At 69.5% G+C, this 13,370-nt stretch carries 13 protein-coding genes and 1 pseudogene; 8 read left to right on the forward strand and 6 right to left on the reverse strand.

Going from position 1 to position 13,370, the window contains the following annotated elements; all coding sequences use genetic code 11:
* Positions 1-92 precede the first annotated feature (92 nt).
* The 3 genes from ADBZ5U_RS01405 to ADBZ5U_RS01415 are packed head-to-tail and all read right to left on the reverse strand — an operon-like array spanning position 93 to position 1,934.
* Positions 93-902, reverse strand: a complete 810-nt coding sequence (locus ADBZ5U_RS01405; protein WP_526261640.1) for a class I SAM-dependent methyltransferase — start codon at positions 900-902, stop codon at positions 93-95.
* Positions 895-1,407 (reverse strand): DUF2505 family protein, encoded by a 513-nt coding sequence (locus tag ADBZ5U_RS01410; RefSeq protein WP_526261606.1) that lies wholly within the window; start codon positions 1,405-1,407, stop codon positions 895-897. The genes ADBZ5U_RS01405 and ADBZ5U_RS01410 overlap by 8 nt, the downstream gene beginning before the upstream one ends.
* Before the next feature lie 23 nt (positions 1,408-1,430).
* Positions 1,431-1,934, reverse strand: coding sequence for a DUF2505 family protein (locus ADBZ5U_RS01415; protein ID WP_526261608.1), 504 nt, complete (start codon positions 1,932-1,934; stop codon positions 1,431-1,433).
* A 26-nt stretch (positions 1,935-1,960) separates the two neighbouring features.
* Here ADBZ5U_RS01415 and ADBZ5U_RS01420 point away from each other — a divergent pair, with 26 nt between their 5' ends.
* Positions 1,961-3,019: a UDP-N-acetylmuramate dehydrogenase gene (locus tag ADBZ5U_RS01420; RefSeq protein ID WP_526261610.1), complete on the forward strand. Its 1,059-nt coding sequence runs from the start codon at positions 1,961-1,963 to the stop codon at positions 3,017-3,019.
* A gap of 20 nt (positions 3,020-3,039) precedes the next feature.
* On the opposite strand, the gene ADBZ5U_RS01425 is transcribed toward ADBZ5U_RS01420, so the two are convergent.
* Positions 3,040-3,792, reverse strand: coding sequence for an SDR family NAD(P)-dependent oxidoreductase (locus ADBZ5U_RS01425; protein ID WP_526261612.1), 753 nt, complete (start codon positions 3,790-3,792; stop codon positions 3,040-3,042).
* Positions 3,793-3,841: 49 nt separating this feature from the next.
* Between ADBZ5U_RS01425 and mshA the strand changes: the two genes are divergently transcribed.
* The 5 genes from mshA (at position 3,842) to ADBZ5U_RS01450 (ending at position 8,455) form a co-directional block, all read left to right on the forward strand.
* Complete coding sequence (mshA, locus tag ADBZ5U_RS01430; protein ID WP_526261614.1) at positions 3,842-5,176, forward strand: D-inositol-3-phosphate glycosyltransferase; 1,335 nt, start codon at positions 3,842-3,844, stop codon at positions 5,174-5,176.
* Positions 5,173-5,742, forward strand: coding sequence for a YbjN domain-containing protein (locus tag ADBZ5U_RS01435; RefSeq protein ID WP_526261616.1), 570 nt, complete (start codon positions 5,173-5,175; stop codon positions 5,740-5,742). Before mshA ends, ADBZ5U_RS01435 begins: the two co-directional genes overlap by 4 nt.
* Before the next feature lie 24 nt (positions 5,743-5,766).
* A complete protein-coding gene (locus tag ADBZ5U_RS01440) occupies positions 5,767-6,519 on the forward strand; it encodes a phosphoglyceromutase (RefSeq protein WP_526261618.1) in 753 nt (250 codons plus the stop codon).
* 86 nt (positions 6,520-6,605) lie between these two features.
* Positions 6,606-7,778 (forward strand): sensor histidine kinase, encoded by a 1,173-nt coding sequence (locus ADBZ5U_RS01445; protein ID WP_526261620.1) that lies wholly within the window; start codon positions 6,606-6,608, stop codon positions 7,776-7,778.
* Positions 7,775-8,455: a winged helix-turn-helix domain-containing protein gene (locus ADBZ5U_RS01450; protein WP_526261622.1), complete on the forward strand. Its 681-nt coding sequence runs from the start codon at positions 7,775-7,777 to the stop codon at positions 8,453-8,455. Before ADBZ5U_RS01445 ends, ADBZ5U_RS01450 begins: the two co-directional genes overlap by 4 nt.
* A 16-nt stretch (positions 8,456-8,471) precedes the next feature.
* Here the strand turns inward: ADBZ5U_RS01450 and ADBZ5U_RS01455 are convergent, their stop codons facing one another.
* Together ADBZ5U_RS01455 and ADBZ5U_RS01460 are read right to left on the reverse strand one after the other, a co-directional pair.
* The gene (locus tag ADBZ5U_RS01455; protein ID WP_526261624.1) at positions 8,472-10,580 is read right to left on the reverse strand and encodes a CocE/NonD family hydrolase; all 2,109 of its coding nucleotides are present in this window, start codon (positions 10,578-10,580) and stop codon (positions 8,472-8,474) included.
* A 628-nt stretch (positions 10,581-11,208) separates the two neighbouring features.
* Positions 11,209-11,988 carry a DUF3109 family protein gene (locus ADBZ5U_RS01460; protein WP_526261626.1) on the reverse strand — a complete coding sequence of 260 codons (780 nt, stop codon included), beginning with the start codon at positions 11,986-11,988 and terminating at the stop codon, positions 11,209-11,211.
* A 42-nt stretch (positions 11,989-12,030) separates the two neighbouring features.
* On the opposite strand from ADBZ5U_RS01460, the gene ADBZ5U_RS01465 reads away from it, so the two are divergent.
* Entirely contained in the window at positions 12,031-12,993 is a 963-nt protein-coding gene (locus tag ADBZ5U_RS01465; RefSeq protein ID WP_526261628.1) for a Ppx/GppA family phosphatase, read from the forward strand.
* 13 nt (positions 12,994-13,006) lie between these two features.
* Positions 13,007-13,370: pseudogene (locus tag ADBZ5U_RS01470) on the forward strand (hypothetical protein); the annotation flags it as partial.

Raw genomic sequence — 13,370 nt, forward strand, 5'->3', positions numbered from 1 at the left:
CGGAGCCACGGTGGTCAGATTCGTGGCGGAGCCACGGTGGTCAGATTCGTGGCGGAGCCACGGTGGTCAGATTCGTGGCGGGGCCACGGTGGTCAGATTCGTGGCGGGGCCACGGAAGCCCAGGGCACGGTCAGCACCGCATCCCGCGGGTTCCGTCGCTGCGCTTCGATCGGGAATCCGGCCGCCCGCAGTTCGGCGAGCATCGCCCGCCACCGCGCCCGCGGCCCGAACACCGACTGCCCGGCCGCCGTCGCCCAGGCACGATCCGCGGCGTCGAGCAGAGCGTGAACGGGTTGTCCCGGAACGTTCTGGTGGATAAGCACTTTCGGCAACCGCTCGGCCAGATCGGACGGCCGCTCGATGTCCCGGGCGTCGCAGGCCAGTGTGAGACTCACCGGACCGTCGCGGTCCACCAGCACCCAGCAGCTGCGCCGCCCCAACTCGTCGCAGGTCCCGTCGATGAGGACCCCACCGGACGCCAGGTTGTCCTGCACGGTCCGCCAGGCGTCGGCCACCGCGTCCTCGGGGTACTGCCGCAGCACGTTGAACGCCCGCACGACGACGGGCCGCAGGCCGGCGAGTTCGAAACCCCCCAAAAGGAATTCGGTGCCCCGCCCGTCGCCGGACTCGACACCGGCGTTGGCCGCCGCGACCCGTTCCGGGTCGATCTCCAGCCCGACCACCCGGACTGCGGGTCGCACGGCGCGCAGACGGGCCGCCAATTCCAGCGTGGTGACGGGTAGCCGGCCGTAGCCGAGGTCCACCACCACCGGGGCCTGCGTCGAATCCAGCGCGGACAGCACCCGGGGGGATCGGGTCAGCCAGCGGTCCGCCCGGCGGAGCCGATTGGCCCCGGTGGTTCCCCGGGTCGGTATCCCGACCGGACGCCGCGGCCTAGCGATTGCCGGCGACCCAGTCGGCGGTGAACTCGCCTTCCTCGGCGAACAGCAGTTTCAGGCCGCCCATCACGAACTGCTCGATCTGTCCGCCGATCAGCGGCGCCTTCACCCGGCAGGTGCTCTCCAACCGCATCCGGCTGCCGTGTTCGGTGTCGGAGAGGGTGTAGACGCCGGTGAGTTCCACCGGAGCGGGAATGTGCGCCCGGTAGCGGCCCAGGGCCTGGTTGGTGAGGGTGTCGAACGGCTCGAAGTGCTGCTCGCGAGTGACGGTGAAGGTGGCCGGAAGCACCGGCCGGGCGATCGGCGGCAGGTCGGCGGCCGTCATGATGTGGGAGAAGGACACGTCGGTGCCGGTCTCGTCGGACGAGAAGTGTGCGATCTCGGTGCGCGCGGAGTGACTGAGGTAGAAGCTCACCAGGTCCTGCCAGTAGTCCACCTTGGTGAACAGGCTGTACATCCTGGCGGCCGGCACCTCGACGTCTATGTCGAACACCATGCTGCGGGGCATCTGATCCCAACCTTGCCTGACGGTTACCGCCCGGCGATCCACCGGGAGGTGAATTGCTGCTCGGCGTCGAGCAGATTGACCAACTGTTTGCCGATGAACTTCTCCATCTTGGCGCCGACCAGTGGAATGCGTACCTCGACGGTGGCCTGGAGGGCCATTCGGGCCCCCGCGGCGAGCGCCGACAGGCTGGCGTCGCCGCTCAGCGTAACCGGCGCCCCGCGGATGGAGCTGGCCACCGAGGCCTGCGCCGTTCCGCCGGACAGGCCGGTCCAGGTCTCGGCCCGTCGGATCTCCAGGTCGCCGTGGTGGAACTGGTGGACGATTCCCGGCAGCCGTTCGGCCCGCAGCACCTGGGTCGTCACGACGTCGACACCGCTGTCCCCGCCGACCCGGAAGGCGTCCAGCCCCCACTTGTCGGCGCCCGATTCGGCCAGCCGCGAAAGCCAGTACCGCTCGTCGCAGAATGCTGCGTGAACCTGTTCAACAGACCCCGCGTACTCGGTGGCCATATCGAACGATCGGGGCATAGCGGTTGAGGCTACCGTTAGCCGCCATGGCACCGAATGGGAATTTCGGCGGAGCGTGGGTCACCGCGAATGTGCCGTTGGCGGGGCTGACGACGCTGCGGGTGGGGCCGACGGTCCGGCGCGTGGTCACCTGCGCCACCGCCGATCAGATCATCGCCACGCTGCGGGTCCTCGACGACGAGGGCGGACCGGTCCTGGTGCTCGGCGGCGGCTCCAACGTTCTCGTCGCCGACGACCTGACCGACCTCACCGTGGTGCGGCTCGCCAACACCGCCGTCACCGTGGACGGGCCGACGCTGCGGGCGCAGGCCGGCGCCGACTGGGACACCGTTGTCGCCCGCGCGGTGCGGGACGGGCTCGGCGGGCTGGAATGTCTTTCCGGGATCCCCGGCTCGGCCGGCGCGACTCCGGTGCAGAACGTCGGCGCCTACGGTGTCGAGGTCGCCGACTCGATGACCGGGGTCAGGTTGCTGGATCGCCGCACCGGTGAGGTGCGTTGGGTGCCGGCGGATCAGTTGGGATTCGGCTACCGGCACAGTGTGCTGAAGCACTCCGACGAGGCATGCGTCCTGGAGGTCGAGTTCGAACTCGACGCGGCCGGGCGGTCGGCGCCGGTGCGCTACGCCGAACTCGCCGCCGCACTGGGTGTTGCCGTGGGTGATCGGACCGAACCGGAAAGGGTGCGCTCGACGGTGCTGGCTCTGCGCGCGGCCAAGGGCATGGTTCTCGACGTCGACGATCACGACACCTGGAGTGCCGGTTCGTTTTTCACCAATCCGGTGCTCAGCGCCGAACAGTTCGAGCGGCTACGCGGGGAGTCCGGTGTGCCGGTCCCGCACTACCCGGCCGACGGCGGTGTGAAAGTGGCGGCCGGCTGGTTGGTGGAGCGGGCCGGATTCGGCAAGGGCTTCCCCGGCGCGGGCCCGTGCCGGTTGTCCACCAAACATGCGTTGGCACTGACCAATCGTGGTGGGGCGGGCTCGGCGGACGTGCTGGCGCTGGCCCGCACCGTGCGAGACGGGGTGCGCGCGGCCTTCGGGGTGACGCTGGTTCCCGAGCCGGTGCTGGTGGGCTGCGCGCTCTGAGCCGAGCCGCCGGCAGACGGTCAGACCCGGCGGTTGAACCGGCTGGCGTTGGCCTGGTCGCGGGGCCGCATGACGATCAGGTCGATGTCGACGTGCGGGGGCCGGGAGGCGACGAACCCGATCACCTCCGCGACATCGCGGGCCACCAGCGGGGTGATGCCGGCGTAGACCGTCTCGGCGCGCTGCTGATCGCCGCCGAAGCGCACCAGCGAGAACTCGGTCTGCACCGCCCCCGGCGCGATTTCGGTGAGCCGCACCGGTTTTCCGAGCAGTTCGCCGCGCAGGGTGCGGTGCAGCGCACCCTGGGCGTGCTTGGCGGCGGTGTAGCCGGACCCGCCGTCGTAGACCTCCAGCGCGGCTGTGGAGGTGACCGTGACGATCAGGCCGTCACCGGAGGCGATCAGCGCCGGCAGCAGGGCCCGGGTGACTCGCAAGGTGCCCATGACGTTGGTCTCCCACATCCAGCGCCAGTCCTCCAGGTCCGCCCCGGCGACCGGTTGCAGGCCCTTGGCGCCCCCGGCGTTGTTGACCAGGACGTCGACGCGGCGGAGTCGGTCGGCCAATGAGCGCACGGCGGCATCGTCGGTGATGTCGGCGACCACCGCCGTCCCGTCGATCTCGGCGGCCAACCGCTCGATCCGCTCGGCGCGGCGCGCGACGGCCACCACATGGAATCCCTGGGCGGCCAGCGTTCGGGCCGTGGCCTCGCCGATGCCCGAACTGGCGCCGGTCACCACGGCGATGCGTGCGTGCGACTCCGCGATACCCGTCATCGGACCGACTCTAGCCAGCGGTGTGTCGGCCGAATGACATGATGGGCAAGTGCGTCTTGCCCGGGACCTGAGCGATGCCGGTGTGCTGCCGCGCCGGGTCGCGGTGCTCTCGGTGCACACCTCGCCGCTGGCCCAGCCGGGCACCGGCGACGCCGGCGGCATGAACGTCTACGTCCTGCAGACCGCGTTGCACATGGCGGCACGCGGTGTGGAGGTGGAGATCTTCACCCGGGCCACCTCGTCGGCCGACCCGCCCACGGTCCGGGTCGCCCCCGGTGTGCTCGTGCGCAATGTGGTCGCCGGGCCGTTCGAGGGTCTGGACAAGTACGACCTGCCGACGCAGCTGTGCGCGTTCACCGCCGGGGTGCTGCGGGCCGAGGCCAACCACGAGCCCGGTCACTACGACATCGTGCACTCGCACTACTGGCTCTCCGGTCAGGTCGGCTGGCTGGCCCGGGAACGCTGGGCGGTGCCGCTGGTTCACACCGCCCACACCCTGGCCGCGGTCAAGAACGCCGCGCTGGCCGACGGCGACGCACCCGAACCGCCGCTGCGTGCGGTCGGCGAGCAGCAGGTGATCGACGAAGCCGACCGGCTGATCGTCAACACCGAAGACGAAGCGCGCCAGTTGGTTTCGCTGCACCATGCCGATCCCGGCCGGATCGACGTGGTGCACCCCGGAGTGGATCTGAACACGTTCACCCCCGGCGACCGGTCGGCCGCGCGGGCGGCGCTGGGACTGGGCCCCGGTGGCCCGATCGTCGCGTTCGTGGGCCGGATTCAGCCGCTGAAGGCCCCGGACGTCCTGCTCGAGGCGGCGGCTCTGCTGGCGCCGACCCGGTCCGGACCGGTGCGGGTGGTGGTGGCCGGCGGAGCGTCCGGCAGCGGCCTGGCCGAACCGGACGGCCTCATCAGGCTGGCCCGCGACCTCGGCATCGCCGACCGCGTCAGTTTCCTGCCGCCCCAGCCGCGAGAACGACTCGTCGACGTCTACCGGGCCGCCGACCTGGTGGCCGTGCCCAGTCACTCGGAGTCCTTCGGCCTTGTCGCGGTGGAGGCTCAGGCCTGCGGAACGCCGGTGGTGGCGGCGGCCGTCGGCGGACTGCCGGTCGCGGTGGCCGACGGACGCAGCGGAACCCTGGTGGTCGGCCACGACCCGCGGGACTGGGCCGCGGCGATCGCCGCCCTGCTGAGCTCCGACCCCGCGGAGCTGACCGGCGGGGCGGTCGAGCACGCCGCGCAGTTCTCCTGGGACCACACCGTCGACGGGTTGCTGGCCGGCTACGGCCGGGCGATCTCCGATTACCGCCGCACCCACCGATCCGGGCTGAACGCACGCCGCGCCGGACGCCGGTGGGCCGCGCGGCGCGGGGTGCGCGCGTGACGTCGGGCGACCCGCGGCAGGCCGAGCAGCGGGTTCGGCGGGAGATCGAGCAGACCCTGGCCGAGCACGGGCTGAACTTCACCAGCTACGAGGGAGCCCACGGCGGACTGCCGGGCCTCATCGTCGAGTTGCCCGGCGAGCGCAAGCTGATCACCAACACTCTGCTCAGCATCGGTGAGCACTCGGTGCGGGTCGAGTCGTTCGTCTGCCGCCGTCCGGACGAGAACCACGAGGCGGTCTACCGTTTCCTGCTCAAGCGCAACCGCAGGCTCTACGGGGTGGCCTACACGCTGGACAACATCGGCGACATCTACCTCATCGGCCGCATCGCGCTGGACCTCGTCAACTCCGACGAGATCGACCGGGTGCTCGGCCAGGTGCTCGAGGCGGTCAACAACGACTTCAACACGCTGCTCGAGTTGGGCTTCGCCTCCTCGATCCGCAAGGAATGGGCCTGGCGGGTGGCCCGTGGCGAGCCGCTGACGAACTTGAAGGCCTTCGAGCACCTGATCGATCGGACGACCGGCGACGGTTCCGACGATGCCGGCGAACCCGACCGGCCCTGAGCCGCTTCGTGAGACACTTCGGCTATGGCTGACGGCGACCGCACGCTGATCCTGCTCCGCCACGGCGAAAGCCGGTGGAACGCGCTCAACCAGTTCACCGGTTGGGTGGACGTCGACCTGACCGACAAGGGCCGCGCCGAAGCGGCCCGCGCCGGTGAACTGATCGGCGGCCTTGACCGGCTGCCCGACGTGGTCTACACGTCGCTCCTGCGCCGGGCGATCAGCACCGCCAACATCGCACTGGACAAGGCCGACCGGCACTGGATCCCGGTGCACCGCGACTGGCGGCTCAACGAGCGGCATTACGGGGCGCTGCAGGGCCTCGACAAGGCGGCGACCAAGGCCAAGTACGGCGAGGAGCAGTTCATGGCCTGGCGGCGCAGCTACGACACCCCGCCGCCGCCGATCGAGCGGGGAAGCGAGTTCAGCCAGGACGCCGACCCGCGCTACGCGGACATCGACGGCGGTCCGCTGACCGAATGTCTCGCCGACGTGGTCGCCCGGTTCGTTCCGTACTTCGAGAACACCATCGCCCCCGACCTGCGGGCGGGCAAGACGGTGCTGATCGCCGCGCACGGCAACTCGCTTCGGGCGCTGGTGAAATACCTCGACGCGATGTCCGACGAGGCCGTCGTCGGGCTGAACATCCCGACCGGGATCCCGTTGCGCTACGACTTGGGACCCGATCTCAAGCCGGTTGTGGCCGGCGGGACGTACCTCGATCCGGAGGCGGCCGCCGCCGGCGCGGCCGCCGTCGCGAGCCAGGGGTCCAAATAGAACGTCCGGTGAACAGCCACTGAACGGGCGGTTCGGCCGGCCCACCGAGTTTTTTCGGTGGTCCCTCCGATGCGTACGCTTTCGGCGTGAGTGTCAGCGCGGCGGCTCTCGCGAGCCTCGCGGGCCTGGCGGGTATCGGGGTGGGCGCCGCTTTCGCCGGAATGCTGCCGCAGGTGCGGCGGCGGCGCAACGCCGCCGACGCAGACCGCCTGACCGGTGCGGAGTTGCTGCGGCGGGCGGTCGACGACGCACCGATCGGCCTCCTGGTTGTCGATTCCTCGCGCCAGGTTCTGGTCGGCAACCGGACCGTCGCCGGGATGTCCATGCTGCGGGACGGCGGCCTCGACGACCGGCTGTGGGCTGCCGCCGAGCGGACCCTGGCCACCGGCGAAGAAACCGACGTCGATCTCTACGCGCGGCACGGTCTGGCCGGACGCCGCGCCGGCCTCGCGGTCCACGCCACGATCCGGCTGCTGAGCGAGCAGTCGCCCCGACTGGCGGTGATCTACCTCGACGACCAGTCCGAGCAGGCTCGGATGGAAGCCACCCGTCGCGATTTCGTGGCCAACGTGAGCCACGAATTGAAGACCCCCGTCGCAGCGATGGGAGTGCTCTCCGAGGCCTTGCTGGAGTCCACCGACGACCCGCAGAACGTGCAACGCTTCGGTCGCAGGATCTACACCGAGTCCCAGCGGCTGGCCAGCATGGTCGGCGAGCTCATCGAGCTTTCCCGTCTGCAGGGCGCCGAAGCGCTGCCCGAGATGGTTGCCGTCGACGTCGACAGCGTTGTGCAGGAGGCGATTTCGCGCTACAAGGTGGTGGCCGAAAACGCGGACATCGCGATCACCACAGACGATGCGGCCGGTTTCCGGGTGCTGGGCGACGAAGGTCTTCTGGTCACCGCGACCGCCAACCTCATCTCCAATGCGATCGCCTACTCACCCAACAACTCGACGGTGTCGATCAGCCGTCGTCGCCGCGGCGACATGATCGAGATCGCGGTGACCGACCGCGGCATCGGCATCGCCAGGTCCGACCAGGAACGGGTGTTCGAGCGGTTCTTCAGGGTCGACAAGGCGCGCTCGCGTGCCACCGGGGGCACCGGACTCGGCCTGGCCATCGTCAAACACGTCGCGGCCAACCACAACGGCAGCATTAGGCTGTGGAGCCAGGCCGGAACGGGTTCCACGTTCACTTTGTCCATCCCCGCCTACCGCGGTCCGGACGCCGAAACCACCGAAGAGCAGGAGGAACAATGATCCGGGTGCTGGTCGTCGAAGACGAGGAATCGCTGGCCGATCCATTGGCCTTTCTACTGCGTAAGGAGGGGTTCGAGGCCACCGTCGTGGTCGACGGACCCTCCGCACTCGCCGAGTTCGACCGCGCCGGGGCCGACATCGTCCTGCTGGATCTGATGTTGCCCGGGATGAGCGGAACCGAAGTGTGCAAGCAGCTGCGCGCGCGGTCCGCCGTCCCGGTCATCATGGTGACCGCGCGTGACAGCGAGATCGACAAGGTCCTCGGCCTGGAGTTGGGCGCCGACGACTATGTGACCAAGCCGTACTCGGCGCGGGAGCTGATCGCCCGCATCCGGGCGGTGCTGCGTCGTGGTGCGGAGGCGGACGAGATCAGCGACGTGATCCTGGAGGCGGGTCCGATCCGGATGGATGTCGAGCGCCATATCGTCAGCGTCGACCAGGCTCAGATCCCCATGCCGCTCAAGGAATTCGACCTGCTGGAGTTCCTGATGCGCAACAAGGGCCGGGTGCTGACCCGCGGGCAACTGATCGACCGGGTGTGGGGTTCGGACTACGTGGGCGACACCAAAACCCTCGACGTCCACGTCAAGCGACTGCGTTCGAAGATCGAGACCGATCCGGCCAACCCGGCGCTGCTGGTGACGGTCCGGGGGCTGGGCTACAAGCTCGAGGGCTGAGCACCGGCAGGGCCGTTCAGGCGACCGTGGGAACCTCCAGTTTCACGTCGGAGATGTTGACCAGGCCCCAGGCGAACATGTCCGCGTAGGGCAGGGCCGAACTGGTGATCTGAAGCGTCATCGAGTCCCCGGGGTCGGTGACGGTGTAGGCGATGTCGGCCATCGGTACCGTCACGGTGCGATGTCGGCCGTCGAGCGTCAACGTCACCGGTGTGACGACGTTGCCGACCACCTGCCCGGTGGCGTCGTCGACCAGTTGCGCGTAGACGGCGCGGCCGGTGCCCAGACCGCTGTAGCTGAAACTCAGACTCGGCGCCCCGGCGATGACCGTATCGACCGGTGGGGCGATGCTCAGGTTCAACGCATTCCGGGCCTTGCTGCCACTGGCGAGTGCGAAGGCCTTGCTGAACAAGGTCCCCTTCGCGGGCGGGACGGCGGCTTCGGAGGGTCCTGATCCGCCGAGCAGTGGCACCAGCAGCAACGACCCCCCCGGACCGGTGTAGCCGAGTTCGTCCGGCTCGTTGAAGAGCGGGTCGAAAGGCAGCAGGTCCGAACTGTGGTAGGCGCCGTTCTGGTCGTACCACTGGAAGGCGGGAATGGTTTCCGCGCCGGCGGAGGCGTTTTCGGCGGCGTACTGGTCGAGCCAGCGCAGGGTGTCGTTCATGTTCCCCACGCCCTGCGCCTGCTGGTCTTCGGCCGGCAAAAGGCACACCCCGTGACCGCCGCAGAACCAGGTGATCTTCACGGGCAGCGACGGGTCGCGCTCGAGCATCAACTCGGCATTGCTGTTGGCCGCATCGAGTTCGAAGAGGATGTCGACGGTTCCCTGCAGGAAAAGACTTGGGGCGGTGATGTTTCCGGCGAGAATCCCGGGACCGGCGCTGGCGAGCAAAGCCTGCTCGCTCTGGCTGAGCCAACTGAACAGATCTCCGGTGATGATCGCCGGGTAGATCTGGGAGTTGATCCGCGCACCGGTGCCGACGAGGGCCAGCAGCAATTCGGTGCCGATCACGGTCTTGAACCGATTGTCCGGGTAGAGCGACTCGTTCAGGGTGTTCCAGGCGATGCTCGGGACGACTGCGTCGATCCGCGGATCGATTGCGGCGCTGGTCAGTTGGATGCCGCCCCCGTAGGAACCGCCGACCATTCCGATCAACGGGTCACCGGCATCGGTGGCCACCTGGTTCTGTGCGACGTTCGCCTGGCTGGCGGCCCACGAAATGATCGAGGAGACGTCACGTCCTTCGAAGAAGGGACTGTCGAGTTGCAGCACCCCACCCGACGCCCACTCGCCGCGCGGATCCCAGGTGATGACGTTGAAACCGGTGCTGGCCGCGTAGCCCCCGTCGAAGGGGCTCGCGCCCGAACGCAGCACGGGGATACCCGGGACGATCTCGACCAGGCTCGGCGCCCAGGTCGAGAAGACGTCGGTGTTGCCCGGGAAGCCCAGATCCGGTCCGTTCAGCACCGTCGGGGCCGAGGCGGCGTCGCCCGTCGCGACGGCGGTGGCGGGGTAGTAGTTGACGCTGATGGGTGTCCCGTCGAAGGACGGCATCAGGTAGGTGAATGCGACGGGTCTGCCGGCCGCCAGCGTCGAGGGGGTCTCGTCGAAGTTCGCGACGACGGCGTCGCCGATGATCGGTGCCAGCACGGTGCTGACGATCGGTAAGCGGTGCAGGACTTTCAGGACCGGATCCCACAGGTCCCCGACGATCGGGATCATGCTGAGGAAACGGTCGAACGCGGTGACCTCGGCGACGAGGACCTTGAACTGCTCGGTCCGCCCGGGTTCCGTCAGTGTCGACATGTCGGGCAGGTACGAGAACTGGTCTGGCGCGGTCCCCTGATCGCTCGGCGCCCAGGCGATCTTCCCGCCCAGGCTCGGGTCGCGGACGACGGTGTAGGTCAGCGGCAGTCCGCGGGCGGACGTGGCGTTGAGTGTCCCGAGCAGCAGGCCGTCGCTCCAGGTGACCTCCGGGTTCACCCCGATCGAGGATCCGAACAGCGGGCCGGTCTCCCGGCGGGCGACCGCGAGCACCGCCCAGCCGGCCGCAGCGTCGATCGGTGTTCCGGGAGCGCCGCCGGTCGAATCGGCGAGTCGGTCGACGGTCGCGGTGCTCGTCAACGCCGATGCGGGCGCGGCAACCGCTTCGGCGCGCGACGCGGCGGCCCTGGCCGGCCGTGCCTCGGCCGGGACGGGGACCACGGCGTGGACGGCCGGCGTCGGGACCGGGGCGGGTGGGGCCGGTGTCGGGATCGGGGCGGGTGCGGCCGGTGTCGGGATCGGGGCGGGTGCGGCCGGCGTTTCCGGGGCGGGCCGGGCGGCAGGCGGGGTTGCGATCCGCACATCCGGCGACGACACCGCGGGAGCCGGTGTGCGACTCGTCGGGCTGCGGTCCGCACGCGGGGACACCGCGGCGGCGGGTGCGGCGTGCCTGCCGCCGGGCGCGGCGCGGGGCCCGTCGGGCGTCTGGCGCGTCCGGGGCCCTCGGGTGTCGGCCGGCGAGCGTGTCGTTGCCGCCGCTGACGAGTTTGCGCCGGGAGCCGAGTCGGAACCGCCGGCGGCGGAACGATCGGCAGAGGCCGCCGGGGTGCCGCCGGCCAGGGCGGAGCCGATGCCGAGCGCAACGGCCAGGGCCCCGACTCGTCCGACGTATTTCACAGCAGCCATATCGCACCCTTCCCAGACCCACCTCCAGCGCACATTAGCCGACCGGCCGGCGCAGTGGGAGGGGGCGAGGACGCCCCGGCGGCTACGGCCGGGCGCCTCGTGTCGCCGGGTGCACGGCGACCAGGGGGAACCCGTTGCGCCGCTTGCAGATCGAGGCGAGTTCGGCGTAGACGGTCTCGCCGAGCAACTCGGTGAGTTCCGGGGCGTAGGACTGCCAGACCGGTTTCCTGCCGACGTGCGCGGCGGGATCTCCGGTGCAGTACCAGTGCAGGTCCTCGCCGCCCTCGCCCCAGCCACGGCGGTCGTATTCGGTGACGGTGGTCTTGAGAATCTCGCTGCCGTCAGGACGGGTCACCCATTCCTGGGTCCGCCGGATCGGAAGCTGCCAGCAGACCTCGGGTTTCATGGTCAGCGGTTCCACCCCGAGTTGGAGCGCTTTGCTGTGCAGCGCGCAGCCGATCCCGCCGGAGAATCCGGGGCGGTTCAGGAAGATGCAGGCCCCCTTGTACTTGCGGGTGCGAAGGTTGGGCTTGTCCTCGTATTCGTCCATCTCCAGGTATCCCTTGGGGCCGAGGCCCTTGTCCCGGAACTGCCAGTCGGCGTCGGTGAGTTTGGCAACGGCGTCGTCGAGGTTGGCGCGGTCGTCGTCGTCGGACAGAAACGCCCCGTGCGAACAGCACCCGTCGTCGGGGCGTCCGGCGACCGTGCCCTGGCAGGCCGGGGTACCGAAAACGCAGGTCCAATTCGAAAGCAGCCAGGTCAGGTCCGCGGCGATCAGGTGTTCGGAATTGGTCGGGTCGTAAAACTCCACCCACTCGCGGGGGAAGTCCAGGTCGACCTCACCGGGATGCCTGCGTATCACGGAGTGCAACGGTAGACCACACCGGACGCTAGGTTGGTGCACGTGCGAATAGGCGTCCTCGACGTGGGCAGCAACACCGTCAACCTCTTGGTGGTCGACGCGCACCGCGGCGGGCATCCGACCCCGATGAGCTCCACCAAGGCGCCGCTGCGCCTTGCCGAGGCGATCGACGAATCCGGGAAGTTGACCCGCAAGGGTTCGGAGAAGCTGATCGCCACCGTCGACGAGTTCGCCAAAATCGCCCGCAGTTCCGGCTGCGAGGACCTGATGGCCTTCGCCACCTCCGCGGTCCGCGACGCGACCAACAGCGACGACGTGCTGGCCAGTGTGCGCGCTGAGACCGGTGTCGATCTGCAGGTTCTCTCCGGCGTCGACGAATCGCGGCTGACCTTTCTGGCGGTCCGGCGCTGGTACGGCTGGAGCGCAGGTCGCATCATCGACCTCGACATCGGCGGCGGATCGCTCGAGATGTCCTCCGGCGTGGACGAGGCCCCCGATGTCGCCCTGTCGCTGCCACTGGGCGCCGGCCGGCTGAACCGGGAATGGCTGGACGGTGATCCGCCCGGGCGGCGACAGGTGGGGATGCTGCGGGACTGGCTGGACAGCGAGTTGGCCGACGCGGCCAAGGCGATGGCAGACGCCGGACCGGCAGACCTGGCGGTGGGCACCTCCAAGACCTTCCGGTCACTGGCCCGGTTGACCGGCGCGGCGCCGTCGGCGGCCGGACCGCGGGTCAAGCGTGTCCTTACCGCCAGCGGGCTTCGGCAACTCATAGCGTTCATCTCTAGGATGACCACTGCAGACCGTGCCGATCTGGAAGGGGTCAGTGCCGAGCGGGCCCCACAGATCGTGGCCGGCGCACTGGTGGCGGAGGCGAGCATGCGAGCACTGTCGTTGGAGTCCGTGCAGATCTGCCCGTGGGCGCTGCGCGAGGGCATCATCCTTCGCCGACTGGACAGTGAGGCGGACGGGACCGCGTTCGTGCAGGCTGCGCGGGCCGATTGAGAGGCGAGACACGATGAGCGCACCAGATGACAGCACGCGACCGATCTCGGTCGCCGAGCTGCTAGCCCGCAACGGGACCATCGGGTCACCGCCCGTCGGGGGCCGGCGGCGGCGCAGCCGCCGCAACGCCGGAGTGTCCGTTTCCGAGTTGACCGGCGAGATTCCGGTGATCCGGACCGGGGAGATCCCCGTCGTCAGCGCCGAGGAGACCGACGAATATCCGGCGGGGTACGCCGACTCCGAGCAGACGGTCTATACGGAGACGGTCTATGCGGACACGGTCTACGAGGACGTGACCGCGGGCGAGACGGTCTATGCGGACACGGTCTATGCGGACACGGTCTACGAGGACGTGACCGCGGGCGAGACGGTCTATG

Origin of the sequence: Mycobacterium sp., assembly GCF_040398885.1 — a bacterium.
Lineage (GTDB): Bacteria > Actinomycetota > Actinomycetes > Mycobacteriales > Mycobacteriaceae > Mycobacterium.

Excerpts from the sequence above, each read along its gene's own strand:
- ADBZ5U_RS01410 (WP_526261606.1), bottom strand. The coding sequence starts at position 1,407 with ATGCCCCGCAGCATGGTGTTCGACATAGACGTCGAGGTGCCGGCCGCC.
- ADBZ5U_RS01415 (WP_526261608.1), bottom strand. The coding sequence starts at position 1,934 with ATGCCCCGATCGTTCGATATGGCCACCGAGTACGCGGGGTCTGTTGAA.
- ADBZ5U_RS01420 (WP_526261610.1), top strand. The coding sequence starts at position 1,961 with ATGGCACCGAATGGGAATTTCGGCGGAGCGTGGGTCACCGCGAATGTG.
- ADBZ5U_RS01425 (WP_526261612.1), bottom strand. The coding sequence starts at position 3,792 with ATGACGGGTATCGCGGAGTCGCACGCACGCATCGCCGTGGTGACCGGC.
- ADBZ5U_RS01440 (WP_526261618.1), top strand. The coding sequence starts at position 5,767 with ATGGCTGACGGCGACCGCACGCTGATCCTGCTCCGCCACGGCGAAAGC.
- ADBZ5U_RS01450 (WP_526261622.1), top strand. The coding sequence starts at position 7,775 with ATGATCCGGGTGCTGGTCGTCGAAGACGAGGAATCGCTGGCCGATCCA.